This is a genomic window from Isoptericola luteus, assembly GCF_020297055.1.
Taxonomy (GTDB): domain Bacteria; phylum Actinomycetota; class Actinomycetes; order Actinomycetales; family Cellulomonadaceae; genus Isoptericola; species Isoptericola luteus.
This window is the reverse complement of record NZ_JAIXCQ010000004.1, coordinates 238,834-265,655: the sequence shown is the minus strand read 5'-3', so window position 1 is coordinate 265,655 and position 26,822 is coordinate 238,834. Positions and strand designations below refer to the sequence as shown.

At 73.5% G+C, this 26,822-nt stretch carries 25 protein-coding genes, 2 tRNA genes and 1 pseudogene; 16 read left to right on the top strand and 12 right to left on the bottom strand.

Translation table 11 applies throughout. From position 1 onward, the window contains the following. Complete coding sequence (locus LEP48_RS08120) at positions 1 to 1,299, bottom strand: GNAT family N-acetyltransferase (protein ID WP_225565077.1); 1,299 nt, start codon at positions 1,297 to 1,299, stop codon at positions 1 to 3. A 63-nt stretch (positions 1,300 to 1,362) separates the two neighbouring features. Between LEP48_RS08120 and LEP48_RS08115 the strand changes: the two genes are divergently transcribed. Further along, a complete protein-coding gene (locus tag LEP48_RS08115; RefSeq protein ID WP_225565076.1) occupies positions 1,363 to 1,743 on the top strand; it encodes an MGMT family protein in 381 nt (126 codons plus the stop codon). Positions 1,744 to 1,750: 7 nt separating this feature from the next. Here LEP48_RS08115 and LEP48_RS08110 read toward each other — a convergent pair whose 3' ends face one another. After that, positions 1,751 to 2,887 carry an LLM class F420-dependent oxidoreductase gene (locus LEP48_RS08110; RefSeq protein WP_225565193.1) on the bottom strand — a complete coding sequence of 379 codons (1,137 nt, stop codon included), beginning with the start codon at positions 2,885 to 2,887 and terminating at the stop codon, positions 1,751 to 1,753. 121 nt (positions 2,888 to 3,008) lie between these two features. Here LEP48_RS08110 and LEP48_RS08105 point away from each other — a divergent pair, with 121 nt between their 5' ends. Further along, complete coding sequence (locus LEP48_RS08105; RefSeq protein ID WP_225565075.1) at positions 3,009 to 3,401, top strand: MmcQ/YjbR family DNA-binding protein; 393 nt, start codon at positions 3,009 to 3,011, stop codon at positions 3,399 to 3,401. A 12-nt stretch (positions 3,402 to 3,413) separates the two neighbouring features. On the opposite strand, the gene LEP48_RS08100 is transcribed toward LEP48_RS08105, so the two are convergent. From LEP48_RS08100 to LEP48_RS08080, 5 genes are all read right to left on the bottom strand, one after another. Further along, the gene (locus tag LEP48_RS08100; protein WP_225565074.1) at positions 3,414 to 4,427 is read right to left on the bottom strand and encodes a DUF1648 domain-containing protein; all 1,014 of its coding nucleotides are present in this window, start codon (positions 4,425 to 4,427) and stop codon (positions 3,414 to 3,416) included. Continuing rightward, positions 4,424 to 4,780 carry a GntR family transcriptional regulator gene (locus LEP48_RS08095; RefSeq protein ID WP_225565073.1) on the bottom strand — a complete coding sequence of 119 codons (357 nt, stop codon included), beginning with the start codon at positions 4,778 to 4,780 and terminating at the stop codon, positions 4,424 to 4,426. The genes LEP48_RS08100 and LEP48_RS08095 overlap by 4 nt, the downstream gene beginning before the upstream one ends. 125 nt (positions 4,781 to 4,905) lie before the next feature. Then, entirely contained in the window at positions 4,906 to 5,517 is a 612-nt protein-coding gene (gene epsC / locus LEP48_RS08090; protein WP_225565192.1) for a serine O-acetyltransferase EpsC, read from the bottom strand. A 94-nt stretch (positions 5,518 to 5,611) separates the two neighbouring features. Beyond that, a complete protein-coding gene (gene cysK / locus LEP48_RS08085; RefSeq protein WP_225565072.1) occupies positions 5,612 to 6,547 on the bottom strand; it encodes a cysteine synthase A in 936 nt (311 codons plus the stop codon). A gap of 465 nt (positions 6,548 to 7,012) precedes the next feature. Further along, a tRNA-Gly gene (locus LEP48_RS08080) sits at positions 7,013 to 7,083 on the bottom strand. 186 nt (positions 7,084 to 7,269) lie between these two features. Between LEP48_RS08080 and LEP48_RS08075 the strand changes: the two genes are divergently transcribed. From LEP48_RS08075 to clpX, 7 genes are all read left to right on the top strand, one after another. Continuing rightward, positions 7,270 to 7,346 (top strand) — tRNA-Pro (locus LEP48_RS08075). 114 nt (positions 7,347 to 7,460) lie between these two features. Then, entirely contained in the window at positions 7,461 to 7,727 is a 267-nt protein-coding gene (locus LEP48_RS08070; protein WP_225565071.1) for a DUF3885 domain-containing protein, read from the top strand. 88 nt (positions 7,728 to 7,815) lie between these two features. After that, the gene (locus LEP48_RS08065) at positions 7,816 to 8,205 is read left to right on the top strand and encodes a DUF4190 domain-containing protein (protein ID WP_225565070.1); all 390 of its coding nucleotides are present in this window, start codon (positions 7,816 to 7,818) and stop codon (positions 8,203 to 8,205) included. Positions 8,206 to 8,417: 212 nt separating this feature from the next. After that, positions 8,418 to 9,809, top strand: coding sequence for a trigger factor (gene tig / locus LEP48_RS08060; RefSeq protein ID WP_225565069.1), 1,392 nt, complete (start codon positions 8,418 to 8,420; stop codon positions 9,807 to 9,809). A gap of 210 nt (positions 9,810 to 10,019) precedes the next feature. Continuing rightward, positions 10,020 to 10,640 carry an ATP-dependent Clp protease proteolytic subunit gene (locus LEP48_RS08055; RefSeq protein ID WP_225565191.1) on the top strand — a complete coding sequence of 207 codons (621 nt, stop codon included), beginning with the start codon at positions 10,020 to 10,022 and terminating at the stop codon, positions 10,638 to 10,640. 55 nt (positions 10,641 to 10,695) lie between these two features. Then, on the top strand, positions 10,696 to 11,412 hold the full coding sequence (locus LEP48_RS08050) for an ATP-dependent Clp protease proteolytic subunit (RefSeq protein WP_308009995.1): 717 nt from the start codon (positions 10,696 to 10,698) through the stop codon (positions 11,410 to 11,412). A gap of 154 nt (positions 11,413 to 11,566) precedes the next feature. Continuing rightward, positions 11,567 to 12,850 carry an ATP-dependent Clp protease ATP-binding subunit ClpX gene (gene clpX / locus LEP48_RS08045; protein WP_225565068.1) on the top strand — a complete coding sequence of 428 codons (1,284 nt, stop codon included), beginning with the start codon at positions 11,567 to 11,569 and terminating at the stop codon, positions 12,848 to 12,850. A 30-nt stretch (positions 12,851 to 12,880) separates the two neighbouring features. On the opposite strand, the gene LEP48_RS08040 is transcribed toward clpX, so the two are convergent. Beyond that, the gene (locus LEP48_RS08040) at positions 12,881 to 14,674 is read right to left on the bottom strand and encodes an AMP-dependent synthetase/ligase (protein ID WP_225565067.1); all 1,794 of its coding nucleotides are present in this window, start codon (positions 14,672 to 14,674) and stop codon (positions 12,881 to 12,883) included. A 164-nt stretch (positions 14,675 to 14,838) separates the two neighbouring features. On the opposite strand from LEP48_RS08040, the gene LEP48_RS08035 reads away from it, so the two are divergent. Then, a complete protein-coding gene (locus LEP48_RS08035; protein WP_225565066.1) occupies positions 14,839 to 15,222 on the top strand; it encodes a chorismate mutase in 384 nt (127 codons plus the stop codon). Between the two features lie 98 nt (positions 15,223 to 15,320). After that, positions 15,321 to 16,571, top strand: a complete 1,251-nt coding sequence (locus tag LEP48_RS08030; protein WP_225565065.1) for a baeRF2 domain-containing protein — start codon at positions 15,321 to 15,323, stop codon at positions 16,569 to 16,571. Positions 16,572 to 16,693: 122 nt separating this feature from the next. Here the strand turns inward: LEP48_RS08030 and valS are convergent, their stop codons facing one another. Then, positions 16,694 to 19,468, bottom strand: coding sequence for a valine--tRNA ligase (gene valS / locus LEP48_RS08025; RefSeq protein WP_225565064.1), 2,775 nt, complete (start codon positions 19,466 to 19,468; stop codon positions 16,694 to 16,696). 98 nt (positions 19,469 to 19,566) lie between these two features. Between valS and LEP48_RS08020 the strand changes: the two genes are divergently transcribed. From LEP48_RS08020 to LEP48_RS08000, 5 genes are all read left to right on the top strand, one after another. Beyond that, the gene (locus LEP48_RS08020; RefSeq protein ID WP_225565063.1) at positions 19,567 to 20,469 is read left to right on the top strand and encodes a bifunctional helix-turn-helix transcriptional regulator/GNAT family N-acetyltransferase; all 903 of its coding nucleotides are present in this window, start codon (positions 19,567 to 19,569) and stop codon (positions 20,467 to 20,469) included. A 50-nt stretch (positions 20,470 to 20,519) separates the two neighbouring features. Then, positions 20,520 to 21,524 carry a TIGR03557 family F420-dependent LLM class oxidoreductase gene (locus LEP48_RS08015; protein WP_225565062.1) on the top strand — a complete coding sequence of 335 codons (1,005 nt, stop codon included), beginning with the start codon at positions 20,520 to 20,522 and terminating at the stop codon, positions 21,522 to 21,524. Next, on the top strand, positions 21,521 to 22,315 hold the full coding sequence (gene cofE / locus LEP48_RS08010) for a coenzyme F420-0:L-glutamate ligase (RefSeq protein WP_225565061.1): 795 nt from the start codon (positions 21,521 to 21,523) through the stop codon (positions 22,313 to 22,315). The genes LEP48_RS08015 and cofE overlap by 4 nt, the downstream gene beginning before the upstream one ends. 9 nt (positions 22,316 to 22,324) lie before the next feature. Further along, positions 22,325 to 22,711: a hypothetical protein gene (locus tag LEP48_RS08005; RefSeq protein ID WP_225565060.1), complete on the top strand. Its 387-nt coding sequence runs from the start codon at positions 22,325 to 22,327 to the stop codon at positions 22,709 to 22,711. Between the two features lie 138 nt (positions 22,712 to 22,849). Further along, entirely contained in the window at positions 22,850 to 23,743 is an 894-nt protein-coding gene (locus LEP48_RS08000; protein ID WP_225565059.1) for an SGNH/GDSL hydrolase family protein, read from the top strand. Positions 23,744 to 23,765: 22 nt separating this feature from the next. Here the strand turns inward: LEP48_RS08000 and LEP48_RS07995 are convergent, their stop codons facing one another. From LEP48_RS07995 to corA, 3 genes and pseudogenes are all read right to left on the bottom strand, one after another. Then, positions 23,766 to 24,245: a YbaK/EbsC family protein gene (locus LEP48_RS07995; RefSeq protein ID WP_225565189.1), complete on the bottom strand. Its 480-nt coding sequence runs from the start codon at positions 24,243 to 24,245 to the stop codon at positions 23,766 to 23,768. A gap of 156 nt (positions 24,246 to 24,401) precedes the next feature. Continuing rightward, positions 24,402 to 25,388, bottom strand: a pseudogene (locus LEP48_RS07990) (AI-2E family transporter); the annotation flags it as partial. A gap of 20 nt (positions 25,389 to 25,408) precedes the next feature. Next, a complete protein-coding gene (gene corA, locus LEP48_RS07985) occupies positions 25,409 to 26,584 on the bottom strand; it encodes a magnesium/cobalt transporter CorA (RefSeq protein WP_225565058.1) in 1,176 nt (391 codons plus the stop codon). Between the last annotated feature and the right edge of the window lie 238 nt (positions 26,585 to 26,822).

The window sequence follows — 26,822 nt, the reverse complement described above, 5'->3', positions numbered from 1 at the left end:
TCAGAACACCCAGCCGCAGGCGGGCGCGACGGGCCAGCCGAACGCGGCGCTCGCCGTCGCCAGGGCGCCCGGCGAGCGCTCGGCCACGAGCCCCGCGCCCGCCAGCGCGGCGAGCGACGTGCCGCCCAGGTAGGCGGCGCCGAGCTCGCGCACGTCCAGCTCCAGGTCGGGCGCAGCCTGCGTGCGCTCGCACGTGGCCGTGCCGAACGCGTCCGCCCGCAGGTGCCAGGAGCCCGCGTTGTCGGGCAGCCGGGTGTCCGTGACGCCGACGACGACGTCGACGTCCCCCTGGTAGCGCCGGCCGGCGAGGGCCGTGGGCACGTCGACGAGGCGGACCCACACGTTGTCCGTGACCCGGGCGCCGGCGGCGCGCGGGTCGACGAGCAGGCTCAGGACCGGGTCGTCGGCGGGCAGCAGGAACGGCTCGGTGGTGCTCATGAGGTCCAGGTCGAGCAGCACGCCCCACAGCGCGCGTGCCGCGGCGGCGTCGAGCGCGACGACGTCGCCCGCGTGCACGGTGCCCCGTGGGCCGGTGACCTCCCAGCCGAGCGTGCGGCGGAACGTGGCGTAGCCACGGGGCTCGCCGTCGCGCTCGACCACGACGACCCGCAGGGACTCGCGGCCGCCGGAGCGGAACGTCTTGGGGTCGGACCAGTAGCTCGCCCACAGCTCCTCCGACTCCCGGGTGGCCCAGCCGGGCCGGTTGAGCGCCCCCTGCGCGGCCGGGATCCCCGGCGCACGGTGCAGCCGCGCCACGAGCTCGCCGTGCCGCTCACGGTCGGCGTGCTCGATGCGCACGGTGTGCTCGTCGGCTCCGGGCACGTCGCGCAGGGCGGCGCCCCGCGGGATGGTCAGCCGCACGTCGTCGGCTGCCTTGCCGTACCCGAACCGGCCGTAGATGGCGGCCTCCGCGGCGAACAGCGCGGACAGCGCCTCGCCGCGCTCGCGGCAGCGGCCCAGGTGGTCGTCGATCATGGCGGAGAGCAGGCCGCGGCGCCGGTGCTGAGGGTGCACGCCCACCCAGGTCAGCCCCGCCGTGGGCAGCTCGCCGCCCGGGACGGGGAACCTGGTGAACGGGTACGAGGCGCGCAGCGCGACGAGGCCGTCGCCGGCGGGACCCTCGACGCCGACCGTCCGCTCCCACGTGAGCGGCAGCGCGAGCTCGTCGAAGTCGGCGATCGAGTAGGGGGCGGGGAACGCCCAGGTGTCGAGGTCGAGCAGGGCGTGGCGGTCGTCGGCCGTGAGCGGGCGGAAGGCGTAGCCGGCGGGCAGGGCTGAGCGCGAGGCGGAGGAGGTCACCGCCCGATCGTGACGCCCCGGGGCCAGGCGCCGCCAGCCATTTGCGGCCGGTAGCCTCGCCGGGTGGACGACGTGGAGGAGTACGCCGCCGCGGTGCTCGCGCTGGTGCGCCGCATCCCGCCCGGCCGCGCGATGACGTACGGGTTGATCGCGGAGATCGTCGCCGAGGACCTGGGCCGCGGCGGGCCGCGGCAGGTGGGTCAGGTGATGTCCGGGTCGGGCGACCGGTACGCACACCTGGTGCCCGCGGGTGCGGCCGTCGTCGGGCCGGCCCAGGACGACCACCCGGTGCCGTGGTGGCGGGTGGTCAACGCGGCGGGCGCGCCTCCGGCACGGCACCTGACCGCAGCCCTCGACGCACTGCGCGCCGAGGGCTGCCCGCTGTCCCGCGACGGACATCGCGTGGACCTGCGTCGTGCTGTGTGGTTCCCCGGCCCCGGGTGAGGGCCGATCAGGCCTTCGACGGCGCCACCCGCGCCGCGAGGGAGCCGGCGCCGGCGCGCACGCGGGCGCCCAGGGGCGTGCTGCCGCTCGCGTCCTTGCGGGCGGCCTGCGTGGCCGCGAGCACGGTGAGCATGGAGGACGGGTCGCCCTGCAGCAGCATGGTGGTCAGGGCGGTGCCCTCCCACCGCGTGAGGTCCCGGGCGACCTTGTCCGCCGGGCCGACGAGCGCGATCTCCTCGACCAGCTCTGTCGGGACGGCGCGCGCGGCGTCGTCCTTGCGGCCCTCGAGGAACAGCGCCTGCACCTCGTCCAGCGCGGTCTTGTAGCCGAGGCGGTCGAGCGACGCCTTGTGGAAGTTCGCCTCCTTGGCGCCCATCCCGCCCGCGTACAGCGCGATGTGCGGCCGGATCACGTCGGCCGCGGCCTCGACGTCGTCCCGCACGACGACGGGCACCGTCGCGAGCACCTCGAACCCGGACGCCGGGGTGCGCTCGGCGGACCGGGCGGCGAACCCGGTGCCCAGCAGCTCACGGTGCTCGGCGTCGGCCTTGGGGGCGTAGAACCCGGCCATCCAGCCGTCGGCGATCTCTGCGGCCAGCGCGACGTTCTTGGGGCCCTGCGCCGCGAGCACGATGGGGATGTCCGCGCGCCGGGGGTGCACGGTCGGCTTGAGCGCCTTGCCCAGGCCGGTCGCGCCGGGGGTGTCGGCCGGCACCGGGAGGCGGTAGAACTCGCCGTCAGCGGTCACGGGGCGCTCGCGGGCGAAGACCTGGCGGACGACGTCGACGTACTCGCGGGTCCGGGCGAGCGGCTTGCGGTACGGCTGGCCGTACCAGCCCTCGACGACCTGAGGCCCGGAGGCGCCGAGGCCGAGGACGAAGCGCCCGCGGGACAGGTGGTCGAGGGTGATCGCCTGCATCGCGGTGGCGGTCGGCGTCCGCGCGGCCATCTGCGCGATGCCGGTCCCGAGGCGCACGCGACGGGTGCGCGAGCCCCACCAGGCGAGCGGGGTGAAGGCGTCCGAGCCGTAGGCCTCCGCCGTCCACACGGAGTCCAGGCCGAGGGCCTCGGCCGCGACGAGCGCGGGGACGATGCCCTTCGGAGGCTTGCGGGACCAGTAGCCGGTCTGGATGCCGATACGCAGGTCGCTCATGGGCAGGTGCTCCTCGTCGAGTGTGTCCGGTACCGGGAGTATGAGGTAACGCGGGTCACACCCTAGTCGACCGCCGACGTGCGCGGTGCACGGATCTCGCTACGGTCGGAAGATGGCCACCGTCGAGGACGTCGCCCGGCTCGCAGCGCTGCTCCCTGAGGTGACGACCGAGACCCGCTACGGGCACCGCGCCTGGGCGGTGGCCGGGACGGTCTTCGCGTGGGAGCGCCCGTTCAGCAAGGCCGACGTCCGGCGGTTCGGCGACGAGCCGGTGCCCGCCGGGCCCATCCTCGCCGTCTCGGTCGACGACCTGGGGGAGAAGGAGGCACTGCTCGCCGCGCACCCGCAGGCCTGCTTCACCATCCCGCACCTGGACGGCTACGCCGCCGTCCTGGTGCGGCTGGCGATCACCCGGGAGCCGCTGCTGCGCGAGCTCCTTGAGGACGCGTGGCACGCGAAGGCGCCCGCGGCGCTGGCGGAGCAGCACCGCGACCTGCCGGCGTGAGGGGCGCGGTGGTCACCGGGCCCGCTCCGCCGCGGTGTTGAGCAGCGCGGCGGCCGTCGCGGCGTCGTCGACCGTCACGACCAGCGAGCGGCCGCCGGACCGCTCCACCAGGAGGCCCTCGCCCTGGCGGAGCACCACGCCCACGCGACCGCCGCTCCCGACCCGCCAGCCCCACCCGCCGAACTCGCGGAACGGGCTCACGTGGACCACGCTCGCCGCGAGCACCTCGGCGGCGGGGACGTGCGTCCCAGGCCAGCCGGCCACCGAGCGGACGGTGAGCCCCGACCCGTCGACGCGAACGCTGAACGCGAACATCGCCACGAACAGCCCGGCGAGCAGCACGGGGACCACGAGCATCCCCCACGTCTGGGTGACGACCGCGAGCGCCACGGTCACCAGGATGGAGACCGCCCCGACCGCGAGGCCCGGCCCGCCGGTCGCGCGGCGCAGCCAGACCACCCGCTCGCCGTCGCGGACCGCGACCCGGGGCGCGTCCGAGGGGACCGGGGCGGCGGCGGCCAGCACCGGGTCGCCTGGGACGAGCATCGCGGCCACGACGGCGGGGACGAGCGGTGCCACGAGGACCAGGGCCATGGCGCCCGCCGACAGCCCGACCTGCGAGGCGTCGTCGAGCCCGCGCTGCGGAGCGAGGGTGACCAGCAGCAGGCCGCCCGCGAACCCGCCCGACCAGACGCTGCCCGCGGCGGCGATGCGCCGGGTGGACGCCGCCGACCCGGCGAGCGTCCCGATGGCGCAGAAGAGCGCGACGAGACCGAGCGCGAGGGCGGTGCAGAGCAGCACGAGGCTCGACGGAGTCGAGAACCCGTCGGGGACGCCGCTGCCGCTCCAGTGGGAGGCCGCCTCGGCCGGGAGCTCGCCGGACCACGACCAGGCCACGGCTGCGGCGGCCAGGGCCAGGGCCGCCCCGGCGGCCGACGCCCACGTCATCGCGCGGCGCGCCCGGCCGCGCCACGCCTCGGGCGCGCCGTCGGTGGGCCGGGTGCCGGTCGGGGGAGTGCTGGTCATCGGTGCATCGCCTCCTTGACGAGGGTGGTGGTGGTCTCGGTGGAGAGGTGCGCCCGCCGCGCGGCGTCGACCAGGTCGGCGATCGCCCGCTCGACGGCCGTCAGGTCCGCGGGCTGCCGCGCGGCGACCATGGCCCCGCGGCCGCGGCGGAGCTCGACGACGCCGTCGTCGCGCAGCAGCTGGTAGGCCCGCAGGACGGTGTGCATGTTGAGGTCCAGGGACGCCGCCAGCTCGCGGGCGGCGGGCAGCCGCTCGCCCGGACGCAGCTCGCCGTGCGCGACGGCGAGCCGCACCTGGGTGACGAGCTGCGCGTACAGCGGCTCGTCACCGCCGGGGTCGATCCTCCACATCATGTGGCGCAGAATATTTGTTCTACGACTACTAGAACAAGCTGCCGGTCGACGCGCGAAGGCCCGCACCCCGCGCCGCGAGACGGCGGGGAGCGCGGGCCTCCGGTCCGGGCACGCCGCGTCCGGTGCTAGATGACGTACTCGATGAGCTCCGAGGCGTCCTCGACGTGCTGACCGTGGTCGGGCAGGTGGCCCGGCCTGCGGGCCTGGGCCGGGACGCCGACGGCGACCATCCCGGGCGGGACGTCCCGGACGACCACGGCGTTCGCGCCGATCTGCGCGTCGTCGCCGATCCACAGCGGACCCAGCACCTTGGCCCCGGCCCCGACCATGATGCGGTCGCCCAGGGTGGGGTGACGCTTGCCCTGCCGCATCGACCGGCCGCCCAGCGTCGAGCCGTGGAACAGCACGCAGTCGTCGCCCACCACCGTCGTCTGCCCGATCACGACCCCCATGCCGTGGTCGATGAACAGCCGCCGGCCGATCCGCGCCCCCGGGTGGATCTCGATCCCGGTGAGCCACCGCGAGACCTGCGAGAGGAGCCTCGCGGGCAGGCGCAGGCCCGGCCGGTGCCACATCCGGTGCGTGATCCGGTGCGTCCACACGGCGTGCACGCCCGGGTAGCCGAGCGCCACCTCGACGCGCGTGCGGGCTGCCGGGTCGTGGGCGTGCGCGGCGTCGAGGTCCTCCATGAGGAGCTCCACGAGGTGACGCAGCCCGGGCCGGTGGCCCGCCGGCATCGGGTGGTCGGTCTCGTCGTGGACGACCGGCATGTCCGGCCCGCCGGGATCGGCGGGCCGGTGGCCGGCAGGGGGGGAGGGCTGGTCGGGCACGTCAGTCCAGCAGGTCCGAGTAGAGGATCGTCGAGAGGTAGCGCTCGCCGAAGTCGGGGACGACGACGACGATCAGCTTGCCCTCGTTCTCCGGGCGGGCCGCGACCTGCAGTGCTGCCGCGATGGCCGCGCCCGACGAGATGCCGACCAGCAGGCCCTCCTCCTTCGCGGCGCGGCGGGCGAGGTCGACCGCCGTCTCGGCGTCGACGTCGACGACCTCGTCGTAGACGGAGGTGTCGAGGATCTCGGGCACGAAGTTGGCCCCGAGGCCCTGGATCTTGTGCGGGCCGGGGGCGCCGCCGGTGAGGATCGCCGACTCGGCGGGCTCGACCGCGACGACCCGGACGCCCGGCTTGCGCTCCTTGAGCACCTGGCCGACGCCGGTGATGGTGCCGCCCGTCCCGATGCCGGCCACGACGACGTCCACCGCGCCGTCGGTGTCCGCCCAGATCTCCTCGGCCGTGGTCTCGCGGTGGATCTTGGTGTTCGCCTCGTTGGCGAACTGACGGGCGAGGATCGCGCCGGGCCGCTCGGCGACGATCTTCTCGGCGGCGGCCAGGGCGCCCTTCATGCCTTCGCCTCCCGGGGTCAGGACGAGCTCCGCGCCGTACGCGCGCAGCAGGGCGCGACGCTCCTTCGACATGGTCTCCGGCATCGCCAGCACGACCTTGTAGCCGCGGGCCGCGCCCACCCACGCCAGCGCGATGCCGGTGTTCCCGGAGGTGCCCTCGACGATGGTGCCGCCCGGCTGCAGCTCGCCCGACGCCTCCGCCGCGTCGATGATCGAGACTCCGATGCGGTCCTTGACCGAGTTAGCGGGGTTGTAGAACTCGAGCTTGGCGACGACCGTCGCGCCCAGTCCCTCGGTGAGGCGGTTGAGCTTCACGAGGGGCGTGCGGCCGATGAGCTGGGTCGCGTCGTCGTAGATGCGGGCCATGGTGGTGTCCTCTTCGTAGGTGCGGGGCCGGGGCGGTGCGGACCGGGGCCGGCCGGTGAGGTGCGGTGAGGTGCGGTGAGGTGCGGTGCTGCACGTCACGATGTCGTGGTGCGGGTGACGTCGCCACCGGAGCCGGTGCGGCGGACCGTGCGGGCCCTGGTGCGCGTCGGGGTGAGCGTCGCGCGCTCGCCGCGGCCCGCCGGGTGGCGGGTCAGGCGTGACGCGGACGCTCTACAGACAGGTGCGGCAGCGGGGGCGGCAGGTGGCCGGGGAGATGGCGCGGGAGGTGCGGACGGCGGCGACGCGAGGCGTGTGACGCATGGCCGAGTCCCTTCCTCCGGGCGGCGCGCGGCCGCGGTGCTCCCACGGGTGCGGCGGCGCGAGCCCGTGACCCGACCGAGCGTATCGGCACGGACGGCCGCCGACAACGGCCGTCCGTGCTCGACGAACCTGTCGGCTCGGGTGAGCGGGCGACGGGAATCGAACCCGCGTAGCCAGTTTGGAAGACTGGGGCTCTACCATTGAGCTACGCCCGCACGCTGCTCGACGGGCGGTGACGGCAGGCCGTGACGGCAGGTCATGACCGCCCCTTCGAACGCGGGGCTCACCCTAGCAAACCCGCAGGCGGGCGCGGGCCGCTGCCCCCGTGCGTCGCTGCGCCGCCCGCGCCCGGCGGGAGCACTACACTGGCGCAGGCCCACCGCCGCAGGCGAGTGGGTTCTCGGGGTGTGGCGCAGCTTGGTAGCGCATCTGCTTTGGGAGCAGAGGGTCGCAGGTTCAAATCCTGTCACCCCGACCACCGCCCACCTGCGCGAACACATTTCGGCGCAGGTGGGCGAACCCGTCCCCGCCCGGGAGCGTCGGGCGGTCCGTGCGGCGTCACGATCTGGGCGCCGAGCGCAGGAGTCGCAGCGTGTTGACCTATGGGCTTCATGGGGGTCTCGCGCGGCTCGGTGCACGGTGCGAGGAGGTCGCCGCCGGCGTGCTCGGGTTCCGCATGCCTGTGCCGGAGCGGTCCCTGGCCTGGCTCACCGGTACGTGGGACGCTCGATGGCCCGGCGTCCAGCCGAAGTGGCTCTACGCCCCGTACGACGGCGGAGCCGACGTCATCCTCGGCACCGTGGAGCGGCCAGACCGGCTACGACGCCGACACGTCGCCTGGCACCCGGACGGGATATAGGTCGGCTGCCGGGGAGGCGCGGGGCGTCTGAGAGGATCACCGCACCGGCCGCCGAGACACGGCGGCCCCGTGCGAGGAGCCCACGAGAATGACCACCCCCGACCCCACGACCCCCGGCGCGCCCCACGAGACCGGTGCCGCGGTGGCCGCCCCGCCGGCGCCGTACGCAGGCTCCGGCCAGCCGCAGGCCGACAACCCGGGCAAGACGCTCGGCATCGTCGGTCTGGTGCTCGGGTTCCTGGGCCCCCTCTCGCTGGTCGGGCTCGTCCTGTCGATCGTGGGCATGGTCAAGTCGCGCAAGGCCGGGCGCTCGAACGGCGTGGCGCTCGCCGGAATCATCGTCAGCGCCCTGGTGCTCCTGGGCACGATCGTGCTCAGCGTCGTCGTCGGCACCCTGCTCGGCCACGTCGTCGAGACGTGCGGTGACCTCGGGCCCGGAGAGCACTACGTGGACGGCGTCACCTACACCTGCTCCTGACGCGGCGCCGCTCGTCCCCCCGGTAGGGCGTCCCGCGGGCCCGGCCCGTGAGGGTCGCGGGACGCCCCTGCCCGTGGCGTACCATGGACGGGTTGCCCGTGCGCCTGCCGCACGGCCAGTGGCAAGCACCGCACCCAGCGCCGCAGCAACCAGACCCGGCTCACGCCGGCGAGACGCGCGCGCACGCACCCGACCCGTTGGAGATCATCGAAGTGAAGAGCGCCGTCGAGACCCTGGACGCCACCAAGGTCAAGCTGACCGTCGAGGTGGAGTACGACGAGCTCAAGCCGAGCATCGACCACGCCTACAAGCACATCGCGGAGCAGGTCAACATCCCCGGCTTCCGCAAGGGCAAGGTCCCCCCGCGCATCATCGAGCAGCGGGTCGGCTGGGGCGCCGTCGTCGAGCACGCCGTGAACGACGCCCTCTCCGGCTTCTACCGTGACGCGGTCTCGGCCGAGTCGCTGCGCCCGCTGGGCCAGCCCGAGGTCGAGGTCACCGAGATCCCGGCGAAGGCCGGCGAGGGCCAGCTCGCCTTCACCGCCGAGGTCGAGGTCCGCCCCGAGCTCGAGCTGCCCGAGCTGTCGAGCATCGAGCTCACGGTGGACTCCACCGACGTCAGCGACGAGGACGTCACCGAGCGCCTCGACTCGCTGCGCGAGCGCTTCGGCACCCTGGTGGGCGTCGACCGCCCGGCGGCCGAGGGCGACTACGTCGTCATCGACCTCAAGGCCGTGATCGGTGACGAGGAGATCGACTCGGTCTCCGGCGTCTCCTACCAGATCGGTGCCGGCAACATGCTCGAGGGCCTGGACGAGGCCCTCACCGGGCTGTCGGCCGAGGAGACCACGACGTTCACCACCGAGCTCGCCGGTGGCGAGCACGAGGGCGAGGAGGCGACGGTCACCGTCACCGCCACGTCGGTCAAGGAGCGCGACCTTCCGGCCGCGGACGACGACTTCGCGCAGCTCGCGTCGGAGTTCGACACGCTCGAGGAGCTCACGGCCGACCTGCGCGAGCAGGTCGCGTCGGCGAAGACGTCCAACCAGGCGGTCGCCGCGCGCGACCTGCTGCTCGAGAAGCTGCTCGAGCTGGTCGAGGTCCCGGTCCCGGCCGGTGCCGTCGAGGCCGAGGTGCACCGTCACCTCGAGTCCGAGAGCCGCCTCGAGGACGACGAGCACCGCGCCGAGGTCACCGTCGACGCGACCAAGGCCCTGCAGAACCAGATCCTGCTGGACACCCTCGCCGAGAAGCTCGAGGTGAAGGTCGCCCAGGGCGAGCTCGTCGAGTACCTCGTGCAGGCCTCGCAGCAGTACGGCATGGACCCGAACCAGTTCATCTCCACCCTGGACCAGGGCGGTCAGATCCCCGCCATGGTCGGCGAGGTCGCGCGCTCCAAGGCCCTCGCGGTCGCGCTGCGCGAGATCGAGGTCAAGGACTCCGAGGGCAACGTCGTCGACCTGACCGAGTTCATCGGGACGGACGAGGACGACGCGGCCGTCGCCGAGGCGGAGGAGACCGTCGTGGCGGAGGCGGAGACCACCGACACGGCCACCGACGCCGACACGGCCACCGACACCGACGACGAGGCCGCCAAGGCCTGACGCCGGCACGCCGCACGACGGCCCGCTGCCGCCCCGAGGGGTGTCGGCGGGCCGTCGTCGTCCGGCGCCCGGACCCGGACGGCCCGCAGGCGGGCGGCGTGTGCGCCCGCAGCGAAAACGGGCCCGGGCGGGACGTTCCGGCGCCGCGGTGCACGTTAGGGTCGATCGACGGCGATGACGAAGGAGACGGACGTGAACGACTTGCTGCGGATGGACGGTGCGACGCCGGTGGCGCGCGCCGATGGCCCGGGCCTCGGCCTCAACGACTCCATCTACAACCGGCTCCTCAAGGAGCGCATCATCTGGCTCGGCTCGGAGGTGCGCGACGAGAACGCGAACGCCATCTGCGCCCAGATGATGCTGCTGGCCGCTGAGGACCCGGACAAGGACATCTGGCTGTACATCAACAGCCCCGGCGGTTCCATCACGGCCGGCATGGCGATCTACGACACGATGCAGTACATCCAGCCCGACGTGGCGACCATCGCGATGGGCATGGCGGCGTCGATGGGGCAGTTCCTGCTGTCCTCGGGCGCCAAGGGCAAGCGCTACATCACCCCGCACGCGCGGGTGCTGATGCACCAGCCCTCCGGCGGCGTCGGCGGTACCGCGACGGACGTGCGGATCGGCGCCCAGCTGATCATGCACATGAAGAAGGTCCTCGCCGAGCTGACGGCCGAGCAGACGGGCCAGCCGCTCGAGAAGATCCTCAAGGACAACGACCGCGACAGCTGGTTCACCGCTGACGAGGCCCTCGAGTACGGCTTCGTCGACCACGTGGTCACCAACGCCTCCTCGGTCTCGGGCGGCGGCGGAACGACGGCGTCCTGAGCCGTCCTGCCCCGTCCCGCGAGGACCCCACCGACCTTCACCCGAGGAGACAACCGTGAGCCACTCAGACGAGTACCAGTTCGCCCTGCGGGCGCAGAGCCTGGCCGGCGCCGCGGGCCGCCCGGGCGGTGTCGCGCTGCCGCACGGCGCGCCGTCGTCCCGCTATGTCCTGCCGCAGTTCGAGGAGCGCACCGCGTACGGCTTCAAGCGCCAGGACCCGTACACCAAGCTGTTCGAGGACCGCATCATCTTCATGGGCGTCCAGGTCGACGACGCCTCCGCGGACGACATCATGGCGCAGCTCCTCGTCCTGGAGTCCCAGGACCCGGACCGCGACATCATGATCTACATCAACTCCCCGGGCGGGGCGTTCACGGCCATGACTGCGCTGTACGACACGATGCAGTTCATCAAGCCGCAGATCCAGACCGTGTGCCTGGGCCAGGCGGCCTCGGCCGCGGCGGTGCTGCTGGCCGCCGGCCAGCCGGGCAAGCGGCTCGCGCTGCCGAACGCGCGCGTGCTGATCCACCAGCCCGCGATGGAGGGCGGCGGCTACGCGCAGGCGTCCGACATCGAGATCCACGCGAACGAGCTGATCCGCATGCGCGAGTGGCTCGAGGCGACGCTGTCGTTCCACACCGGCAAGTCCCAGGATCAGGTCCGCGACGACATCGAGCGCGACAAGATCCTCACCGCCGCCCAGGCGAAGGACTACGGCCTGGTGGACCAGGTGCTCGAGAGCCGCAAGCCGGCCGCGATCGCGGCTCGCTGACCTGCGGTGACGGCGGGCCGGGCGGCCCTCGAGGGATCCTCGCCCGGCCCGGCGTCGCGACGCACCGGGGAACGCGGCTGACAAGCGGGCCCCGGTGGTGTGGAATGGTCGGAGGACCTGACCAGAACAGGCGCTCAGGACATGGAGGCTCCCGGTGGCACGGATCGGTGACGGCGCAGACCTGCTGAAGTGCTCGTTCTGCGGCAAGTCGCAGAAGCAGGTGAAGAAGCTCATCGCCGGTCCCGGCGTGTACATCTGCGACGAGTGCATCGACCTGTGCAACGAGATCATCGAGGAGGAGCTCGGCGAGGCGGCGGAGCTGGGGCTCACCGAGCTGCCCAAGCCGCGCGAGATCTTCGAGTTCCTCGAACAGTTCGTCATCGGGCAGGACGCCGCCAAGCGCGCGCTGGCCGTCGCCGTCTACAACCACTACAAGCGGGTGCAGGCGGGCGAGTCCCGGGAGGGCAAGGACGGCGCCGACGCCGTCGAGATCGCCAAGTCCAACATCCTGCTCATCGGGCCCACGGGCACCGGCAAGACGTACCTGGCGCAGACCCTCGCCAAGCTGCTCAACGTCCCGTTCGCCATCGCGGACGCCACGGCGCTGACGGAGGCCGGGTACGTCGGCGAGGACGTCGAGAACATCCTCCTCAAGCTCATCCAGGCCGCGGACTACGACGTCAAGAAGGCCGAGACGGGCATCATCTACATCGACGAGGTCGACAAGGTGGCCCGCAAGGCGGAGAACCCGTCGATCACCCGCGACGTGTCCGGCGAGGGCGTGCAGCAGGCGCTGCTGAAGATCATCGAGGGCACCTCGGCGTCGGTGCCTCCGCAGGGTGGCCGCAAGCACCCGCACCAGGAGTTCATCCAGATCGACACGACGAACGTGCTGTTCATCGTGGCCGGCGCGTTCGCGGGACTGGACGACATCGTCGCCGCCAGGGCCCGGCAGCGCGGCATCGGGTTCAGCGCCCCGATGGAGAGCGCCGTCGCCGAGGACGACCTGTTCGCCGAGACCCGCCCGGAGGACCTGCAGAAGTACGGCCTCATCCCGGAGTTCATCGGGCGCCTGCCCGTGATCGCCGCCGTGTCCCCCCTGGACCGTGGGGCGCTGGTGCGCATCCTCACCGAGCCCCGCAACGCCCTGGTCAAGCAGTATCAGCGGATGTTCGAGATCGACGGCGTGGAGCTGGAGTTCGACACCGACGCCATCGAGGCGATCGCCGAGCAGGCGCTGCTGCGCGGCACCGGCGCGCGCGGGCTGCGGGCGATCATGGAGGAGGTCCTCCAGCAGGTGATGTTCGACGTGCCCAGCCGTGACGACGTCGAGCGCGTGGTGATCAGCCGCGACGTGGTGCTGGAGAACGTCAACCCGACGATCGTGCCGCGCACCTCCCCGGTGCGGCGGCGCCCCCCGCGCGAGAAGTCCGCCTGAGCGGTACCGCCACGCGCGCCCGGGCCCTCCTCAGCGCGCGTACAGCGCGTCGACGTCGGCCGCGAAGTCGCGCACGACGGCGGTGCGCCGCACCTTGAGCGACGGCGTGAGATAGCCGTTCGCCTCGGAGAAGTCGCCCTCGAGCACCCGGATCTTGCGGATCGACTCCGCCTGGGACACCCCTGCGCTGGCCTCGGTCGCGGCGGCGTCGAGGGCGGCCAGCACCCGCTCGTCGGTCCGGGCCTCGCTGGGCCGCATCGGCGGCAGCCCTTCCATGGCGAGCCAGCCGGGCAGCATCTCCGCGTCGAGGGTCACGAGCGCCCCGACGAACGGTCGGCGGTCGCCAACGACGACCACCTGGGACACGATCGGGTGGGCGCGCAGCCGGTCCTCGAGCGGGGCGGGCGCCACGTTCTTGCCGCCCGCCGTGACGATGATCTCCTTGGTGCGCCCGGTGATGCGCAGGTGCCCGTCGTCGAGCACACCCAGGTCGCCGGTGCGGAACCAGCCGTCGACGACCGCGTCCGCCGTGAGGTCCGGGCGGCCGCGGTAGCCGCGGAAGACGTGGGGGCCGCGGACCAGGACCTCGCCGTCGTCGGTCACCCGGACCGAGGTGCCGGGCAGCGGGGGCCCGACGGTGCCGATGCGCAGGTCCGAGGGCAGGTTGACCGAGGTGGGCGCGGTGGTCTCGGTGAGGCCGTAGCCCTCGAGGATGGTGACGCCGGCGCCCCGGAAGAAGTGTCCGAGCCGGTCGCCCAGGGGCGCCCCGCCGGAGATGGCGTACGTGAGCCGCCCGCCCATCGCCGCGCGCAGCCTGCGCAGCACGAGGGCGTCGGCGACGCGGTGCCGCGCACGCAGCGACAGCGGGACCGGTCCCGCCTCGAGGGCGCGCGAGTACGCGCCCGAGACCCTGGCGGACCACCGGAACAGCCGGCGCCGGGCACCGTGGCCCGCCTTCTGCTCCGCCGAGTTGTAGACCTTCTCGAAGACGCGGGGCACGGCGAGGAGGTACGTGGGCCGGAACGTCCCGAGGTCGTCCACGAGGGTCTTCACGTCGGGCAGGTGGCCGAGCACGGTGCCGCTGCCGATCGCGACGAGCTGGATCAGCCGGGCGAACACGTGGGCCAGCGGCAGGAACAGCACGGTGCGCGCGCCGTCGGCCTCGAGGAGCTCGGGAAGCACGAGCCGTGCGTTCATGACGACGTGCGTGAAGTTGCCGTGGGTGAGCTCCGCCCCCTTGGGGCGGCCGGTGGACCCGGAGGTGTACACGACGGTGGCCAGGTCGTCCCCTCGCACGGCCTCGCGCCGGGCCACGACCTCGCGGGTCGTGACGGTCTCGCCCGCCTCCCGCAGCTCCCGCACGGCCCCGCCGGCGAGGACGAGCACGTCCTCCAGGTGCGGGAGGCGGTCGCGGACGTGGCGGACGGCGTCGGCGTGCGCCGGGGTCTCGACCACGGCGAGACGGACGCCGGCGTCCGACAGGATCCAGTGCACCTGCTCGGGGGACGACGTCTCGTAGACCGGCACCGGGACCGCACCGACGGCCCAGAGGGCGAAGTCGAGCAGCGTCCACTCGTACCGGGTGCGCGACATGATGGCGACCCGGTCGCCGACCTCCACCCCGTGGGCGACCAGCCCGCGCCCGACGGCGAGCACGTCCGCGTCGAACTGTGCCGCGCTGACGGGCAGCCACTCCCCGCCGGCCTTCGCCTGGCGCTCGAGGAGGGTGGCGGACCCCGCCCGGGCGACCCGGTCGGCGAGCAGGGTGTTGATGCTCGCGTCCTCGGGGACGTCCACGAGGCTCGGTGTCGTGGCGTGAGGCATCGGTCGTTCTCCGTGGTGCTGGGTCGGGGTAGATCGGCCCTGGTGGAGGCCAAGGAGGGACCTTACACCTCCGGTGACGTCGGACGTCCCTGGGGCCGTCGGACGTCGCCGGTGGATCGCGGACGCCGTCCGCACGGTCGCGGCGCGGCTCGTAGGATCGTCCCATGCCCCAGAACACCGATGACGTCGCACGCGCGCCGCAGGCGGCCGGCCCCGCGATGCCGCGCGAGATCCTCGACCTGCGGGCGAGCATCGACAACATCGACTCCGCCCTGGTCCACCTCCTCGCGGAGCGCTTCAAGATGACCCGCCGCGTCGGGGAGCTCAAGGCGGTCGGCGGCCTGCCGCCGGCCGACCCGTCGCGCGACCGGCAGCAGATCGACCGGCTCAAGCGGATCGCGGGCGGCGCCGGGCTCGACCCCGAGTTCGCCGAGCAGTTCCGGGACTTCATCGTCTCCGAGGTGATCAGGCACCACGAGCACATCGCCGCCGAGCACGCCGCGGGACGGCTCGCCGGCGAGCTGCCGCCGCTGGACACCTACTCTTGAAGGGGTGAGGTCTGAGGCGCCCTGACAGAGGTGGCGCACGTGCGTGATCCGTCGCAGGCTGGTGGTTCACAGCCGATGCCGACCCAGGGGGATCCCGCATGAAGATCGACTGGCTCAAGCCCCTCGTCGGCCACCCCGGACCCTTCGCCACCGTCTACCTGGATGCGACGAGGTCTGCGGAGGCCGGTGACCGGAACGTGGCGAACCGCTGGCGAGCCGTCCGGCGCACGCTCGAGAAGCAGGGTGCACCGGACGCCGTCCTCGCCGAGCTCGACGAGGCGGTGGACCGCCCCACCAGGGTGCCCGGCCCGCACGGGCGGGTCCTGATCGCCGACGCCGACGGCGTGCTCGTCGACCGGGTCCTGCGTGAGCCACCGGCATTGACCACTGGGGTCTGGCACGAGGTCCCGTCCCTGATGCAGGCCGCGAGGTCGGCGGACGAGGCGGTGAACGCCCTGTGCGTGACCGTGGACCGGCAGGGCGCGGACTTCTGCACCGTCGGCGTCGACGGTCACCCGACCGGCGCCGTGGAGGCGTTCGAGGGTGGCCACGACGAGGTCTCCAAGACCTCGAGCCCGAGCGTGAAGCGGGCGACCATCGAGTCCCGGGCCGAGGACTCGTGGCGCCGCAACGCCGAGGCGGTGGCCACGGAGGTCGACCGGCGGGTGGCGGCCGAGCGCCCCGAGATCGTGCTGCTCAGCGGTGACGTGCGTGCCGTGCCGCTCGTGCGGGGCGCGCTCGGCCGCCAGGCCGCCGAGATCACGGTCGAGGTGCCGGGCGGCGGGCGCGGCCCGGGCGTCCGGGAGGACGCCTTCGCCGACGGGCTGTCCGACGCGCTGGACTCGTTCCGTGAGCGCCGCCGTGAGCAGGTGCTCGCCGAGCTGCGGCAGGGGCTGGGGCGTGAGGACGGGGCGGTGACGAGCATCGACGACGTCGTGCAGGTCCTGGCCCGTGGCCAGGTGAAGCACCTGGTGCTCTCCGAGGAGCTGGCGGACGCGGCCACCGCCGCGCTGCGCACCTGGTCCGAGGGCGGTGCGGCGAGCCCCGGCTTCAGCGGGCTGCTCGACGGGCGGCACCTGTGGATCGGCCCCGAGCCGATGCACATCGCCGTGGCGCGCGCCGAGCTGGAGGGCGGCGGGGTCACGGACGGGCTCCAGGAGCTGCCGGCGGCGTCCGCGCTCATGCGTGCCGCCGTCGCCCAGGACGCGGGCCTGGCGTTCGCCCCGGAGGGGTCGGTCGAGCTCATGGACGGTGTCGGCGCGACGCTCCGGTGGACGGACGGGTCCACCCCGCACGAGTGGGCGGCGTCCATGAGCGGGGACAACGAGCGGGTCCGCTCGCCGAGGTAGTGGTCCGCAGCCTCGCCATGAAGAGGCGACAAAGAGGCGACAAAGAGGCGACGAAGAGGCGACGAAGAGGCCCGGACGGGTCCGCCACGGCGGACCCGTCCGGGCCTCCTCGTCGTGCTGGGTCAGGCCTTCGGCTTGCGGGCCGGGGGCTCACCCAGCTCGGAGGCCGTCACGACGATGCCCCCCTGGACGTCCGGGTTGCCCTGGCCCTCGGCCGCCGCGACCAGCTCCAGCGGGCCGGTGACGCGTCCGGCACCCTTGACGTCGACGAGGGCGTCGGTCACGCCCGCGAGGAGCGGGGCCGGCACGGCCATGGTGGCGTCGAGGACGGGCGTGCGCATGGACACCTTCGCCTCGGACTTGATCTTGCGCAGCGCCGCGAGGGCGTGCCCGGCCGCGGTGAGCTGGAGCGGGTCGGCGTCGCCGGCCGCCTCGCGCAGCGGCCGCGCGGTCGGCCACGGTGCGCGGTGCACCGAGCCGGTGCGCCACCAGGACCAGACCTCCTCGGTGGCGAACGGGATGAACGGTGCGAGCAGCCGCAGCATCACGTCGAGGGCGACGGCCAGCGCGGTCCGCGCGCTCACCGTCGCGTCGGTGAGCTCGGACGCCGCGGTGCCCGCCCCGTACGCGCGGTCCTTGACGAGCTCGAGGTAGTCGTCGCAGAACGCCCAGAAGAACGACTCGGTGACCTCGAGCGCGCGGGTGTGGTCGAACGCCTCGAAGGCCTCGGTCGCCTGCTCGACGACGTCCGCGAGCCCGGCGAGCATCGCGCGGTCGATGCCGACCGTGACGCGCGCCGGGTCCAGCACGATCTCGCCGGTGCCGGTCTGCGGGTCCACGCCGAACGTCAGCGCGAACTTCGAGGCGTTGAGCACCTTGATCGCCAGGCGGCGGCCGATCTTCATCTGACCGACCTCGAAGGCCGCGTCGGTGCCGAGGCGCGCGGACGCCGCCCAGTAGCGCACCGCGTCGGCGCCGTGCTCCTCCAGCAGGCCCATGGGCGTGACGACGTTGCCCTTGGACTTCGACATCTTCTTGCGGTCCGGGTCGAGGATCCAGCCGCTGATCGCCGCGTGCTTCCAGGGCAGCACGCCCTTCTCGAGGTGCGAGCGCACCACGGAGGCGAAGAGCCAGGTGCGGATGATGTCCTGGCCCTGGGGACGCAGGTCCATCGGGTACACGCGGGCCATGAGGTCCTCGTCCCGCTCCCAGCCGGACACGATGAGCGGGGTCAGGGACGACGTCGCCCAGGTGTCCATCACGTCGGCGTCGCCGACGAAGCCACCGGGCACGCCGCGCTGGTCCTCGGTGTAGCCCGCGGGCGCCTGCGAGGTCGGGTCGATCGGGAGCTCGGCCTCCGCGGGCACGATCGGGTGCTCGTGGTCGACGTCGCCGGCGGCGGTCACGGGGTACCAGAGCGGCACGGCGACGCCGAAGAAGCGCTGGCGGCTGATGAGCCAGTCGCCGTTGAGGCCGCCGACCCAGTTGTCGTAGCGCACGCGCATGAAGTCGGGGTGGAAGTCGAGCTCCTTGCCCCGCTGCAGCAGCTCCGCCTTGAGGTCGCGCCCCTCGTAGTCGCGCCCGCCGTTGCGGATGTACCACTGCCGGGAGGTGACGATCTCGAGGGGCTTGTCGCCCTTCTCGTAGAAGTTCGTCATGCGCTGGGTCTTGACGGGCTCGCCGTCCAGGTCGCCCGAGTCGCGCAGCGCGTCGACGACGGCGGTACGGGCGGAGAACGCCGTCTTGCCGGCCAGCTCGGCGGCGTACAGGTCGGCGCCCGGGCCGGCGGCGATCCACTCCGGCGTCTCGCGGGACAGCCGGCCGTCGCGCTGGACGATGGACCGGGTCGGCAGCTGGAGCTCGCGCCACCACTGCACGTCGGTGAGGTCACCGAACGTGCAGCACATGGCGATGCCCGCGCCCTTGTCCATCGCGGCGGCCGGGTGCGCGAGCACGGGCACCTCGACGCCGAACAGGGGCGAGGTGACGGTGGTGCCGAACAGGGCCTGGTACCGCTCGTCGTCGGGGTGCGCGATGAGCGCGACCACGGCGCCGACGAGCTCGGGGCGGGTGGTCTCGACGTAGACCTTCTCGCCGTCGGGGCAGTGGAACGCCACACGATGGAAGAACCCGGGGTACTCGCGGGCCTCGAGCTCCGCCTGCGCGACGGCGGTCTGGAACGTCACGTCCCACAGGCCGGGGGCCTCGGCCTGGTAGGCCTCGCCGCGGGCCAGGTTGCGCAGGAACGCGCGCTGGGACGCGGCCCGCGAGGTCGCGTCGATGGTCTGGTACGTCTGCGCCCAGTCCACGGACAGCCCGAGCCGGCGCCACAGCTCCTCGAACTGCCGCTCGTCGTCGGCGGTGAGCCGCTCGCACAGCTCGATGAAGTTGCGGCGGCTGACGGGGACCTGGTCGCCGGGCTTGACGTTCTTGCCGTCGGTGCCGTGGTGCGGGGGCTCGAAGCCCTCGACGTAGGGCAGCGACGGGTCGCACCGCACGCCGAAGTAGTTCTGCACGCGACGCTCGGTGGGCAGGCCGTTGTCGTCCCACCCCATCGGGTAGAAGACCTCCTTGCCGCGCATGCGCTGGAACCGGGCCACGGTGTCGGTGTGCGTGTAGCTGAACACGTGGCCCACGTGCAGCGAGCCGGAGACGGTGGGCGGCGGGGTGTCGATGGAGAAGACCTGGCCGCGCGTCGCCGTCCGGTCGAAGGCGAACGTGCCGTCGGCGCTCCAGCGCTCGTCGTAGCGCTGCTCGAGCCCGTCGAGGCCGACCTTGTCCGGTACCTCCCGGACCACCGCGCGCACGACGCCGTCGGCTACCGTGCCGGCGGCGTGGGTCGGTGCGGGGGTCTGCGCGGGCGCGTGCTGCGCCTCGGGGGTCGGGAAGTCGCTCATGGTCGCTCATTCTCCCAGACGTGGCGGCACACCCCGCAACGGGTTTCGCGGTGCGGTCGGGGGTTCCGTCCCGGCATTCGTCTGACTAAGGTCAGAGAATGTCCGACGCGACCACCGAGCTCGACGCCCATGCCGCCGTCCTGCGGCGCTTCAACCGCGGCTACACCCAGCGCGTGGGCGCGCTGGACGACTCGTTCCTCGGCACCGGCATGCCGCTGGGGGCGGCACGCCTGCTGTTCGAGATCGGTGCCGAGCCGGGCACGACCCGCGCCCTGAGGTCCCGGCTCGGGCTCGACTCCGGATACCTGAGCCGCCTGCTGCGGAGGCTGGAGTCCCAGGGGCTGGTCGCCGTCGTGCCGGACACCGCCGACGGGCGGCTGCGCCGCGTGGACCTGACGCCCGCCGGCCGGCGGGCCTGGGACGACCTGGAGCGGCGCTCCGGCGACCGCGCCCGCGACCTGCTCGGGCCGCTCACCGCGAGGCAGCGCGCCCGGCTGGCCGCGGCGCTCGCGGAGGCGGACCTGCTCGTACGTGCCGCGACGGTGACCCTCGAGCCCGTGGACCCGCTCGCGGCGCCCGCCCGCGCCGCCGTGGCGGCGTACGTGGCCGAGCTCGACGAGCGGTTCCCCGGAGGGTTCGACCCGGGCGACTCCGGCTCGGCCGACGCCCACCGCCTGCGGCCGCCGTCGGGCGCGTTCGTCGTCGCGACGAGCGACGGCGCCCCGGTGGCGTGCGGGGGAGTGCAGCCGCTCGGCGACGGGCGCGGGGAGATCAAGCGCATGTGGGTGCACCCCGCCTGGCGCGGGGCGGGGCTGGGCTCGCGGCTGCTGCGTCACCTGGAGGGCGTGAGCCGCGACCTCGGCCACGACGAGGTGCGCCTCGACACGAACGGCACCCTCGTCGAGGCGGTCGCGATGTACGAGCGCGCCGGGTACCGCCGGGTCGGGCGGTACAACGAGAACCCGTACGCCGAGCACTTCTTCGCCAAGCGCCTGGCATGAGTCGGGCCGGTAGCAGGTACCTCGTCGGCGGGCGGGGATAGGGTCGCGTCATGCCTTCCGGTCTCACCATCGGCTATGCCGCGATGCTCGAGCAGTTCCACCCCACCGAGGTCGTCGACCTCTCGGCGTACGCGGAGGAGCACGGCTTCTCCGGCGTCATGGCGGCGGACCATTTCCAACCGTGGGTCCCGCAGCAGGGCGAGGCGGCGTTCGTGTGGAACGTGCTGTCCGCGCTCGGCGAGCGCACCCGCGGGGACCTCGGCCCCGGCGTCACCGCCCCGACGTTCCGCTGGCACCCGGCGATGGTGGCGCAGGCGTCGGCGACGCTCGCCGCGATGTACCCGGGCCGTCACTGGCTGGGGCTCGGCTCCGGCGAGGCGCTCAACGAGCACGTCGTCGCGGGCTACTGGCCGGAGGCGCCCGAGCGCATCAACCGCATGTTCGAGGCCATCGACATCATCAAGAAGCTGTTCGCGTCGGGCATCGACGGCAAGGACGTCAAGCACTCCGGCCAGTACTACAAGATGGAGTCCACGCGGCTGTGGACCATGCCGGACGTGCCGCCGGAGATCCTCGTGGCGACCGCCGGGCCGATCACCGCCAAGCGCGCCGGCAAGCACGCGGACGGGCTGATCACCGTCGGGGCACCGCTCGAGAAGATCGAGATGCTCTTCGGCAAGTTCGACGACGGCGTGCGGGAGTCGGGGCGCGACCCGGTCGGCATGCCCAAGGTGCTGCAGGTGCACATGTCGTGGGCCGCCACCGACGAGGAGGCCCTCGCGAACGCGCTCACGGAGTGGCCCAACGGGGGCATGAAGTTCCCCAAGGCCGACATCCGCTCGCCGCACGACTTCGCGCAGATGGCCAAGCTGGTGCGCCCGGAGGACTTCGAGGGACGCATGGTCATCTCGGCCGACCCGGACGAGCACCGCGCCGCCATCCAGAAGTACGCGGACCTCGGCTTCGACCGGATCTACCTGCACAACGTCGGACGCAACCAGCGCGAGTGGATCGAGGTCTTCGGCCGCGAGGTGCTCCCGAAGCTGACCCGGTGAGCGACCGGCTGACGGTCTGGGCCCCGGCGGGCCTGGGCGAGGTCCGTCCGGGTGACGACCTCGCCCTCCTGGTGGGCGACCTGCTCGACGCCGAGGGGGTGGCCGACGGCGACGTCGTCGTCGTCACGTCGAAGATCGTCTCGAAGGCGGAGGGCCGCGTCGTGCGGGCGGCCGACCGGGAGCAGGCGATCACCGACGAGACGGTGCGGGTCGTCGCGACGCGCGAGCGCCCGGGCGGGCTCGCCCCCCTGCGGATCGTCGAGAACCGGCTGGGCCTGGTCATGGCCGCGGCGGGCGTCGACGCGTCGAACACCCCCGACGGGACGGTGCTGCTGCTGCCCGAGGACCCGGACGCGTCGGCTCGTGCGCTGCGCCGGGCGCTGCGGGCCCGCTGGGGCGTGGACCGGCTCGGCGTCGTCGTCACCGACACGGCCGGGCGGCCCTGGCGTGACGGCCTGGTCGACATCGCGATCGGTGCGGCGGGCGTCGCGGTCGTCGACGACCTCCGCGGGGGCGCCGACGCGCACGGCCGGCCGATCTCGGTGACGGTGACCGCCGTGGCCGACGAGGTCGCGGCGGCGTCCGAGCTGGTCCGCGGCAAGACGTCCGGGCGGCCGGTCGCCGTGGTGCGGGGCCTGGGCCGCTACGTCCTCGCGGGTGGCGGGCCGGACGGTGACGGCCCGGGGGCACGCACGCTGGTGCGCCCCAGCGCGGACGACCTGTTCCGGGAGGGCAGCGCCGAGGCGTACGCCCGCGGAATCTCCGCGACGCGGGACGGCGTCGGCGGCTAGCCTGCCAGGATGCTCCCCGCCGACTGGATCGCCCACCGCCGCCCCGAGGACCGCGAGCCCGTGGGCTGGCTGCGCCCCGAGGGCGAGGAGTGGGTGGCGGTGTCGCTGCTCGGGCGCGACCTCACCGGGGCGGTCGACTGGGACGTCGCCGAGGCCGCGCTGGAGGAGGCGGGCCTGTCGTGGATGGCGAACGTGTGGATGCTGGAGCGCGACGACGACGAGCCCCTGCGGGTGCGCCTCGTCGAGGTGACCCCGGGGCTCGTCCTGGTGCAGACCGACGACTTCGGCGCGATCGACGTGGCGGTGGAGCGGTTCGAGCTGCCGTGGCCCGCGCCGGCCACGCTGCGCCCCCGCCGGGACGACGACCCCGACGGCCGCGTGCTCTTCGCAGGCTGACCACCACTCCGCCCCACCGGGCAAGGCTGTCCGGTTACCGGCGTGCCTGGGTGAAGACTGCGTCCCATGCGGTGATACTCGGTCTCGGTGTTCGACGACGAGCACCTCGGATGCAAGACGCAACAAGGGAGTTGTCTCATGCACGCACCACGTCGGCGCCGTCGCGCCCTGACCGCCGGTCTCGCGACGGCCGGCATGGCCCTCGCCACCGCCCTCGTCACCGCGGCCGGCCCCGTCCCCACCGCCCAGGCGGCCGAGGGTGACCCGCTCCGCTACGTCGCCCTCGGCGACTCGTACTCGGCAGGCTCGGGCATCCTGCCGCTCGACCCCGGTGCCCGGCCCCTGTGCCTGCGCACCACGCTGAACTACCCGAACGCGGTCGCCGACCGGCTCGGGGCGGACCTCACGGACGTCACGTGCGGCGGGGCGCAGACGAAGCACTTCGCCGAGAGCCAGTACCCGCGCGTGCCCGCCCAGTTCGACGCCCTCACCGAGGACACCGACCTGGTGACCCTCACGATCGGCGGCAACGACAACAGCACGTTCATCGGGGCGCTCCTCGCCTGCGGGTCGATCGGGGCTCTCACCGCCGGCCACGGCAACCCCTGCGAGCGGGCGTACGGCGACCGCTTCACGGACCAGGTCGAGGACAGCACGTACCCGGCCCTGGTCGCGGCCCTGCAGGGCATCCAGGAACGCTCGCCGGACGCTGACGTCGCGATCGTCGGCTACCCGTGGATCGTGCCCGAGACGCGCGGCTGCTTCGCCAGGATGCCGATCGCGCGCGGTGACATCCCGTACCTGCGCGACCTGCAGTCCACGCTCAACGGCGTCATCGAGCGCGCCGCCGCGGAGACCGGCGTGACCTACGTGGACCTGGCCGAGGTCAGCGACGGACACGACGCGTGCGCCGCGCGGGGCGAGCGGTGGATCGAGCCGCTCCTGTTCGGCACCAACGTGGTGCCGGTGCACCCGAACGCCCGCGGGGAGTCGGCGATGGCGGACGCCGCGCTGGCGGCCCTCGGATACTGACCCGGGTCCGCCAGGTGGATGGCTAGGCAGTCTCCGGGGGCGCCTCGACCGTGGTCGGGGTGCCCCCGGTGACCCGGACCAGCTCGTCGAACGTGGTGGGGAACACGGTGCGGGCGTGCCCCGCCGCCGCCCACACGACGTCGTGCTCCGCGAGCGCGACGTCGACGTACGTGGGCACCTGCCCAGGGTGCCCCACTGGCGCGACGCCACCGATCGACTGGCCGGTGGCCTCTCGCACGAGCGCGGCGTCGGCCCTGCGGAGGCGCCCGCCGAGCCGCTCGCCGAGATACGCGGTGTCGACCCGGTGCGACCCGCTGGTCAGCACCAGCACGGGGGAGTCGTCCAGGGTGAAGACGAGCGAGTTGGCGATCGCGCCGACGGGGACGTCGAGCGCCCGGGCCGCGGCGGCCGCCGTCGTCACGCCGTCCTGGAGCCAGCGGACCTCGCCGTCGGCGCCGTGCGCGTCCAGCGCCGCACGGACCGTCTCGACCGCGGGATGCAGGGTTGCCGTCCGCGCCCCGGCCGGCGACGCCGTCCCGCCCTCCGACAGCGCGACCGGGCGGTCGCCCGGGTCGGACGTCTCGTAGAGCACCGTGGTGTCGCCGGACAGCCAGCGCAGCCACACGGTGCGGCGGTCGCCCTCGAGGATGAGCGCCCGCACCAGCAGGGTGAGCGGGATGGCGAGGATCGCCCCGAGCGGGCCGATGACGAACGTCCAGAACACCACCGAGACGAAGCTCAGCGTGAGGCTCAGGCTCACGGCGTCGGACACGAACTTGGGCTGCACGAGCACCTGGAGCACCACGTTCACGACGCAGTAGATCGCGATCACGCCGAGCGCCAGCGGCCAGCCGCCCACCACGAACGCCATGATGGCCGGCGGGACCAGCCCGAGGATGAAGCCGATGTTCGGCACGAAGTTCGTGACGAACGCCAGGATGGCCCACACCACGGGCGCCGGGACGCCGAGCAGCCCCAGGGCGACGCCGTCGATGACGGCGACGACCGCGCCGAACGACGCGTTGACGACGAAGTAGCGGCGCACGCCGGAGCTGAAGCGCGTGGCACGGTCGATCTGGTCGGCGTGCGAGCGCCCGAACAGGCGCGACGCGTTGGTGTACCGGGCGGCGTCGGCGGCCATGAAGATGGCGTACGCGAGCACGAAGAACAGCGCGGTGGCGACGCTGAGGACGATGCTGCTGACGCTGCCCGCGAGCGAGAGGAGCCGGGACGGCTCGAGCATCGACGTCGCGGTCTCGGCGATCTGCGCGTCGAGCCCCAGGCCCGCGAGCTGGTCCGCCACCTCGTTCACCGACCGCTGGAGCTGGCCGAGGTAGTCGTTCACGAGGCCCGCGAACTGGAACCCGGCGAAGACGAGCATCGCGCCGAGCGCCGACAGGATGAGGTAGGCGACGACGATGACCGCGGTGGTCGCCGCCCACCGCGGCCAGCCGTGGCGCTCCAGCCCGAACCGCACCGGGTGGCAGATGATCACGATCACCGCGGCCAGGAAGATCGGCGCCAGCACCTCGGACGCGACGTGCATCCCGGCGAGCACGAGCACCCCTGCGGCGAGGGTCAGGAGGGTCCTGGTGGCCGGCGTGAAGCCGGACGGTGCGAGAGGCGGTGCCTGCGTGGTGGTCACCGGCCGACCTTAACGGTCACTCAGATCCATCGCTTGGCACGAAACACCACGAAAAGGCCCACGCTGACGGTCAGCATCGCCACCAGCGCCGCGGGGTAGCCGTAGGTCCAGTGCAGCTCCGGCATGGCGTCGAAGTTCATCCCGTAGACGGTGCCGACCAGGGTGGGCGCGAACAGGATGGCGGCCCAGCCCGAGATCTTCTTGACCTCCTCGCCCTGGCGCAGGCTCACCTCGGTGAGGTGCTTCATCTCCTCGTTCTGCCGCTGGGCGACGAGCGTCGCGTTCACGGTGAGCATGTCGCGCAGGGCCACACGGAACGTCTCGATGCGCTCGGCGACCTCGATGAGGTGGTCGGCGACGTCGCGGAGGTAGGCCTGCAGCTCGGTGGGGACGCCGTACTTCTCCGCGCCCTTGGCCAACGACGCGCAGACCCGCTGCAGCGGACGCACCGCGCGCTGGAACTCTACGACCTCCCGCGAGAGCTCGTAGATGCGGCGGGAGACCTGGTCGTCGCCGCCGAACACCTCCGACTCGATCTCGTCGACGTCGGCGTCGAGCCCGGCCACGACCGGCAGGTAGTCGTCCACGACGCGGTCCATGATCGCGTACAGCACCGACTCCGGGCCCCGGGCCAGCACGGCGGGGTGCGCCTCGAGGTGGGTGCGGACGGCCGCGAGGTCCGGGCACGCACCGTGGCGCACGGTGACGACGAAGTCCGGCCCGACGAACACGTGCAGCTCGGAGAACTCGACCTCCTCGGCCACGTCCACGTACCGCGCGGCGTGCAGCACGACGAACAGCGTGTCGCCGTAGCGCTCGATCTTGGGGCGCTGATGGGCGACGATCGCGTCCTCCACGAGGAGCGGGTGCAGGTCGAACTCGCGCGCGAGGGACGCGAGCTCGGCCTCGTCGGGGCGCTCCAGACCGATCCAGGCGGTGCGGCCCGGGTGGGAGCGCAGCTCGCGGAACGTGTCGGCGAGCCGGCTGAAGCTCGCGACCCGGCGGCCTTCGCCGTCGTACAGGGCGGACTCGACGATCGACGAGCGGCGGGGCAGGACGTCGTGGTCCGACGGCGCGGCCGGCGCACCCGGGCGGGCGGCGGGCGACGACCCGCGGCGCGGGCGCAGCGCACCGAGCACCCGGGGGCCCACGGTGCGGGTCGTGCGGGGGGTCGTGCGTGCAGAGGGGACGGCCATGAGGACCTCCGGGGCAGGCGTCGGCGTGCGCAGGGCACACCGGCGTGCGGGTGGCTGGCGGCGGGTGCTGTCCCGCGACTGCGGCAGGCGGCGACCGGTCCCGGGGGGGGCGGGTCGCGCAGGGGGGCGGCGCGCTCGGCGCCGGGTCGCCCGGGGAGGGCGAGGGCCGTCAGTCGCGGCCGGGACTACTGGGAGGTTCGCTGCGGGTCATGCGCGCACCTCCTGAGCGTTGCCTGCG

What these genes read in the sequence shown, in the direction of transcription:
- LEP48_RS08105 (WP_225565075.1), top strand. Translation starts at nt 3,009, where the DNA reads ATGGCCACCGTCGAGGACGTCGCCCGGCTCGCAGCGCTGCTCCCTGAG.
- LEP48_RS08100 (WP_225565074.1), bottom strand. Translation starts at nt 4,427, where the DNA reads ATGACCAGCACTCCCCCGACCGGCACCCGGCCCACCGACGGCGCGCCC.
- LEP48_RS08095 (WP_225565073.1), bottom strand. Translation starts at nt 4,780, where the DNA reads ATGATGTGGAGGATCGACCCCGGCGGTGACGAGCCGCTGTACGCGCAG.
- epsC (WP_225565192.1), bottom strand. Translation starts at nt 5,517, where the DNA reads ATGCCGGCGGGCCACCGGCCCGGGCTGCGTCACCTCGTGGAGCTCCTC.
- cysK (WP_225565072.1), bottom strand. Translation starts at nt 6,547, where the DNA reads ATGGCCCGCATCTACGACGACGCGACCCAGCTCATCGGCCGCACGCCC.
- LEP48_RS08065 (WP_225565070.1), top strand. Translation starts at nt 7,816, where the DNA reads ATGACCACCCCCGACCCCACGACCCCCGGCGCGCCCCACGAGACCGGT.
- LEP48_RS08055 (WP_225565191.1), top strand. Translation starts at nt 10,020, where the DNA reads ATGGACGGTGCGACGCCGGTGGCGCGCGCCGATGGCCCGGGCCTCGGC.
- LEP48_RS08040 (WP_225565067.1), bottom strand. Translation starts at nt 14,674, where the DNA reads ATGCCTCACGCCACGACACCGAGCCTCGTGGACGTCCCCGAGGACGCG.
- LEP48_RS08035 (WP_225565066.1), top strand. Translation starts at nt 14,839, where the DNA reads ATGCCCCAGAACACCGATGACGTCGCACGCGCGCCGCAGGCGGCCGGC.
- LEP48_RS08030 (WP_225565065.1), top strand. Translation starts at nt 15,321, where the DNA reads ATGAAGATCGACTGGCTCAAGCCCCTCGTCGGCCACCCCGGACCCTTC.
- valS (WP_225565064.1), bottom strand. Translation starts at nt 19,468, where the DNA reads ATGAGCGACTTCCCGACCCCCGAGGCGCAGCACGCGCCCGCGCAGACC.
- LEP48_RS08020 (WP_225565063.1), top strand. Translation starts at nt 19,567, where the DNA reads ATGTCCGACGCGACCACCGAGCTCGACGCCCATGCCGCCGTCCTGCGG.
- LEP48_RS08015 (WP_225565062.1), top strand. Translation starts at nt 20,520, where the DNA reads ATGCCTTCCGGTCTCACCATCGGCTATGCCGCGATGCTCGAGCAGTTC.
- LEP48_RS08005 (WP_225565060.1), top strand. Translation starts at nt 22,325, where the DNA reads ATGCTCCCCGCCGACTGGATCGCCCACCGCCGCCCCGAGGACCGCGAG.
- LEP48_RS08000 (WP_225565059.1), top strand. Translation starts at nt 22,850, where the DNA reads ATGCACGCACCACGTCGGCGCCGTCGCGCCCTGACCGCCGGTCTCGCG.
- corA (WP_225565058.1), bottom strand. Translation starts at nt 26,584, where the DNA reads ATGGCCGTCCCCTCTGCACGCACGACCCCCCGCACGACCCGCACCGTG.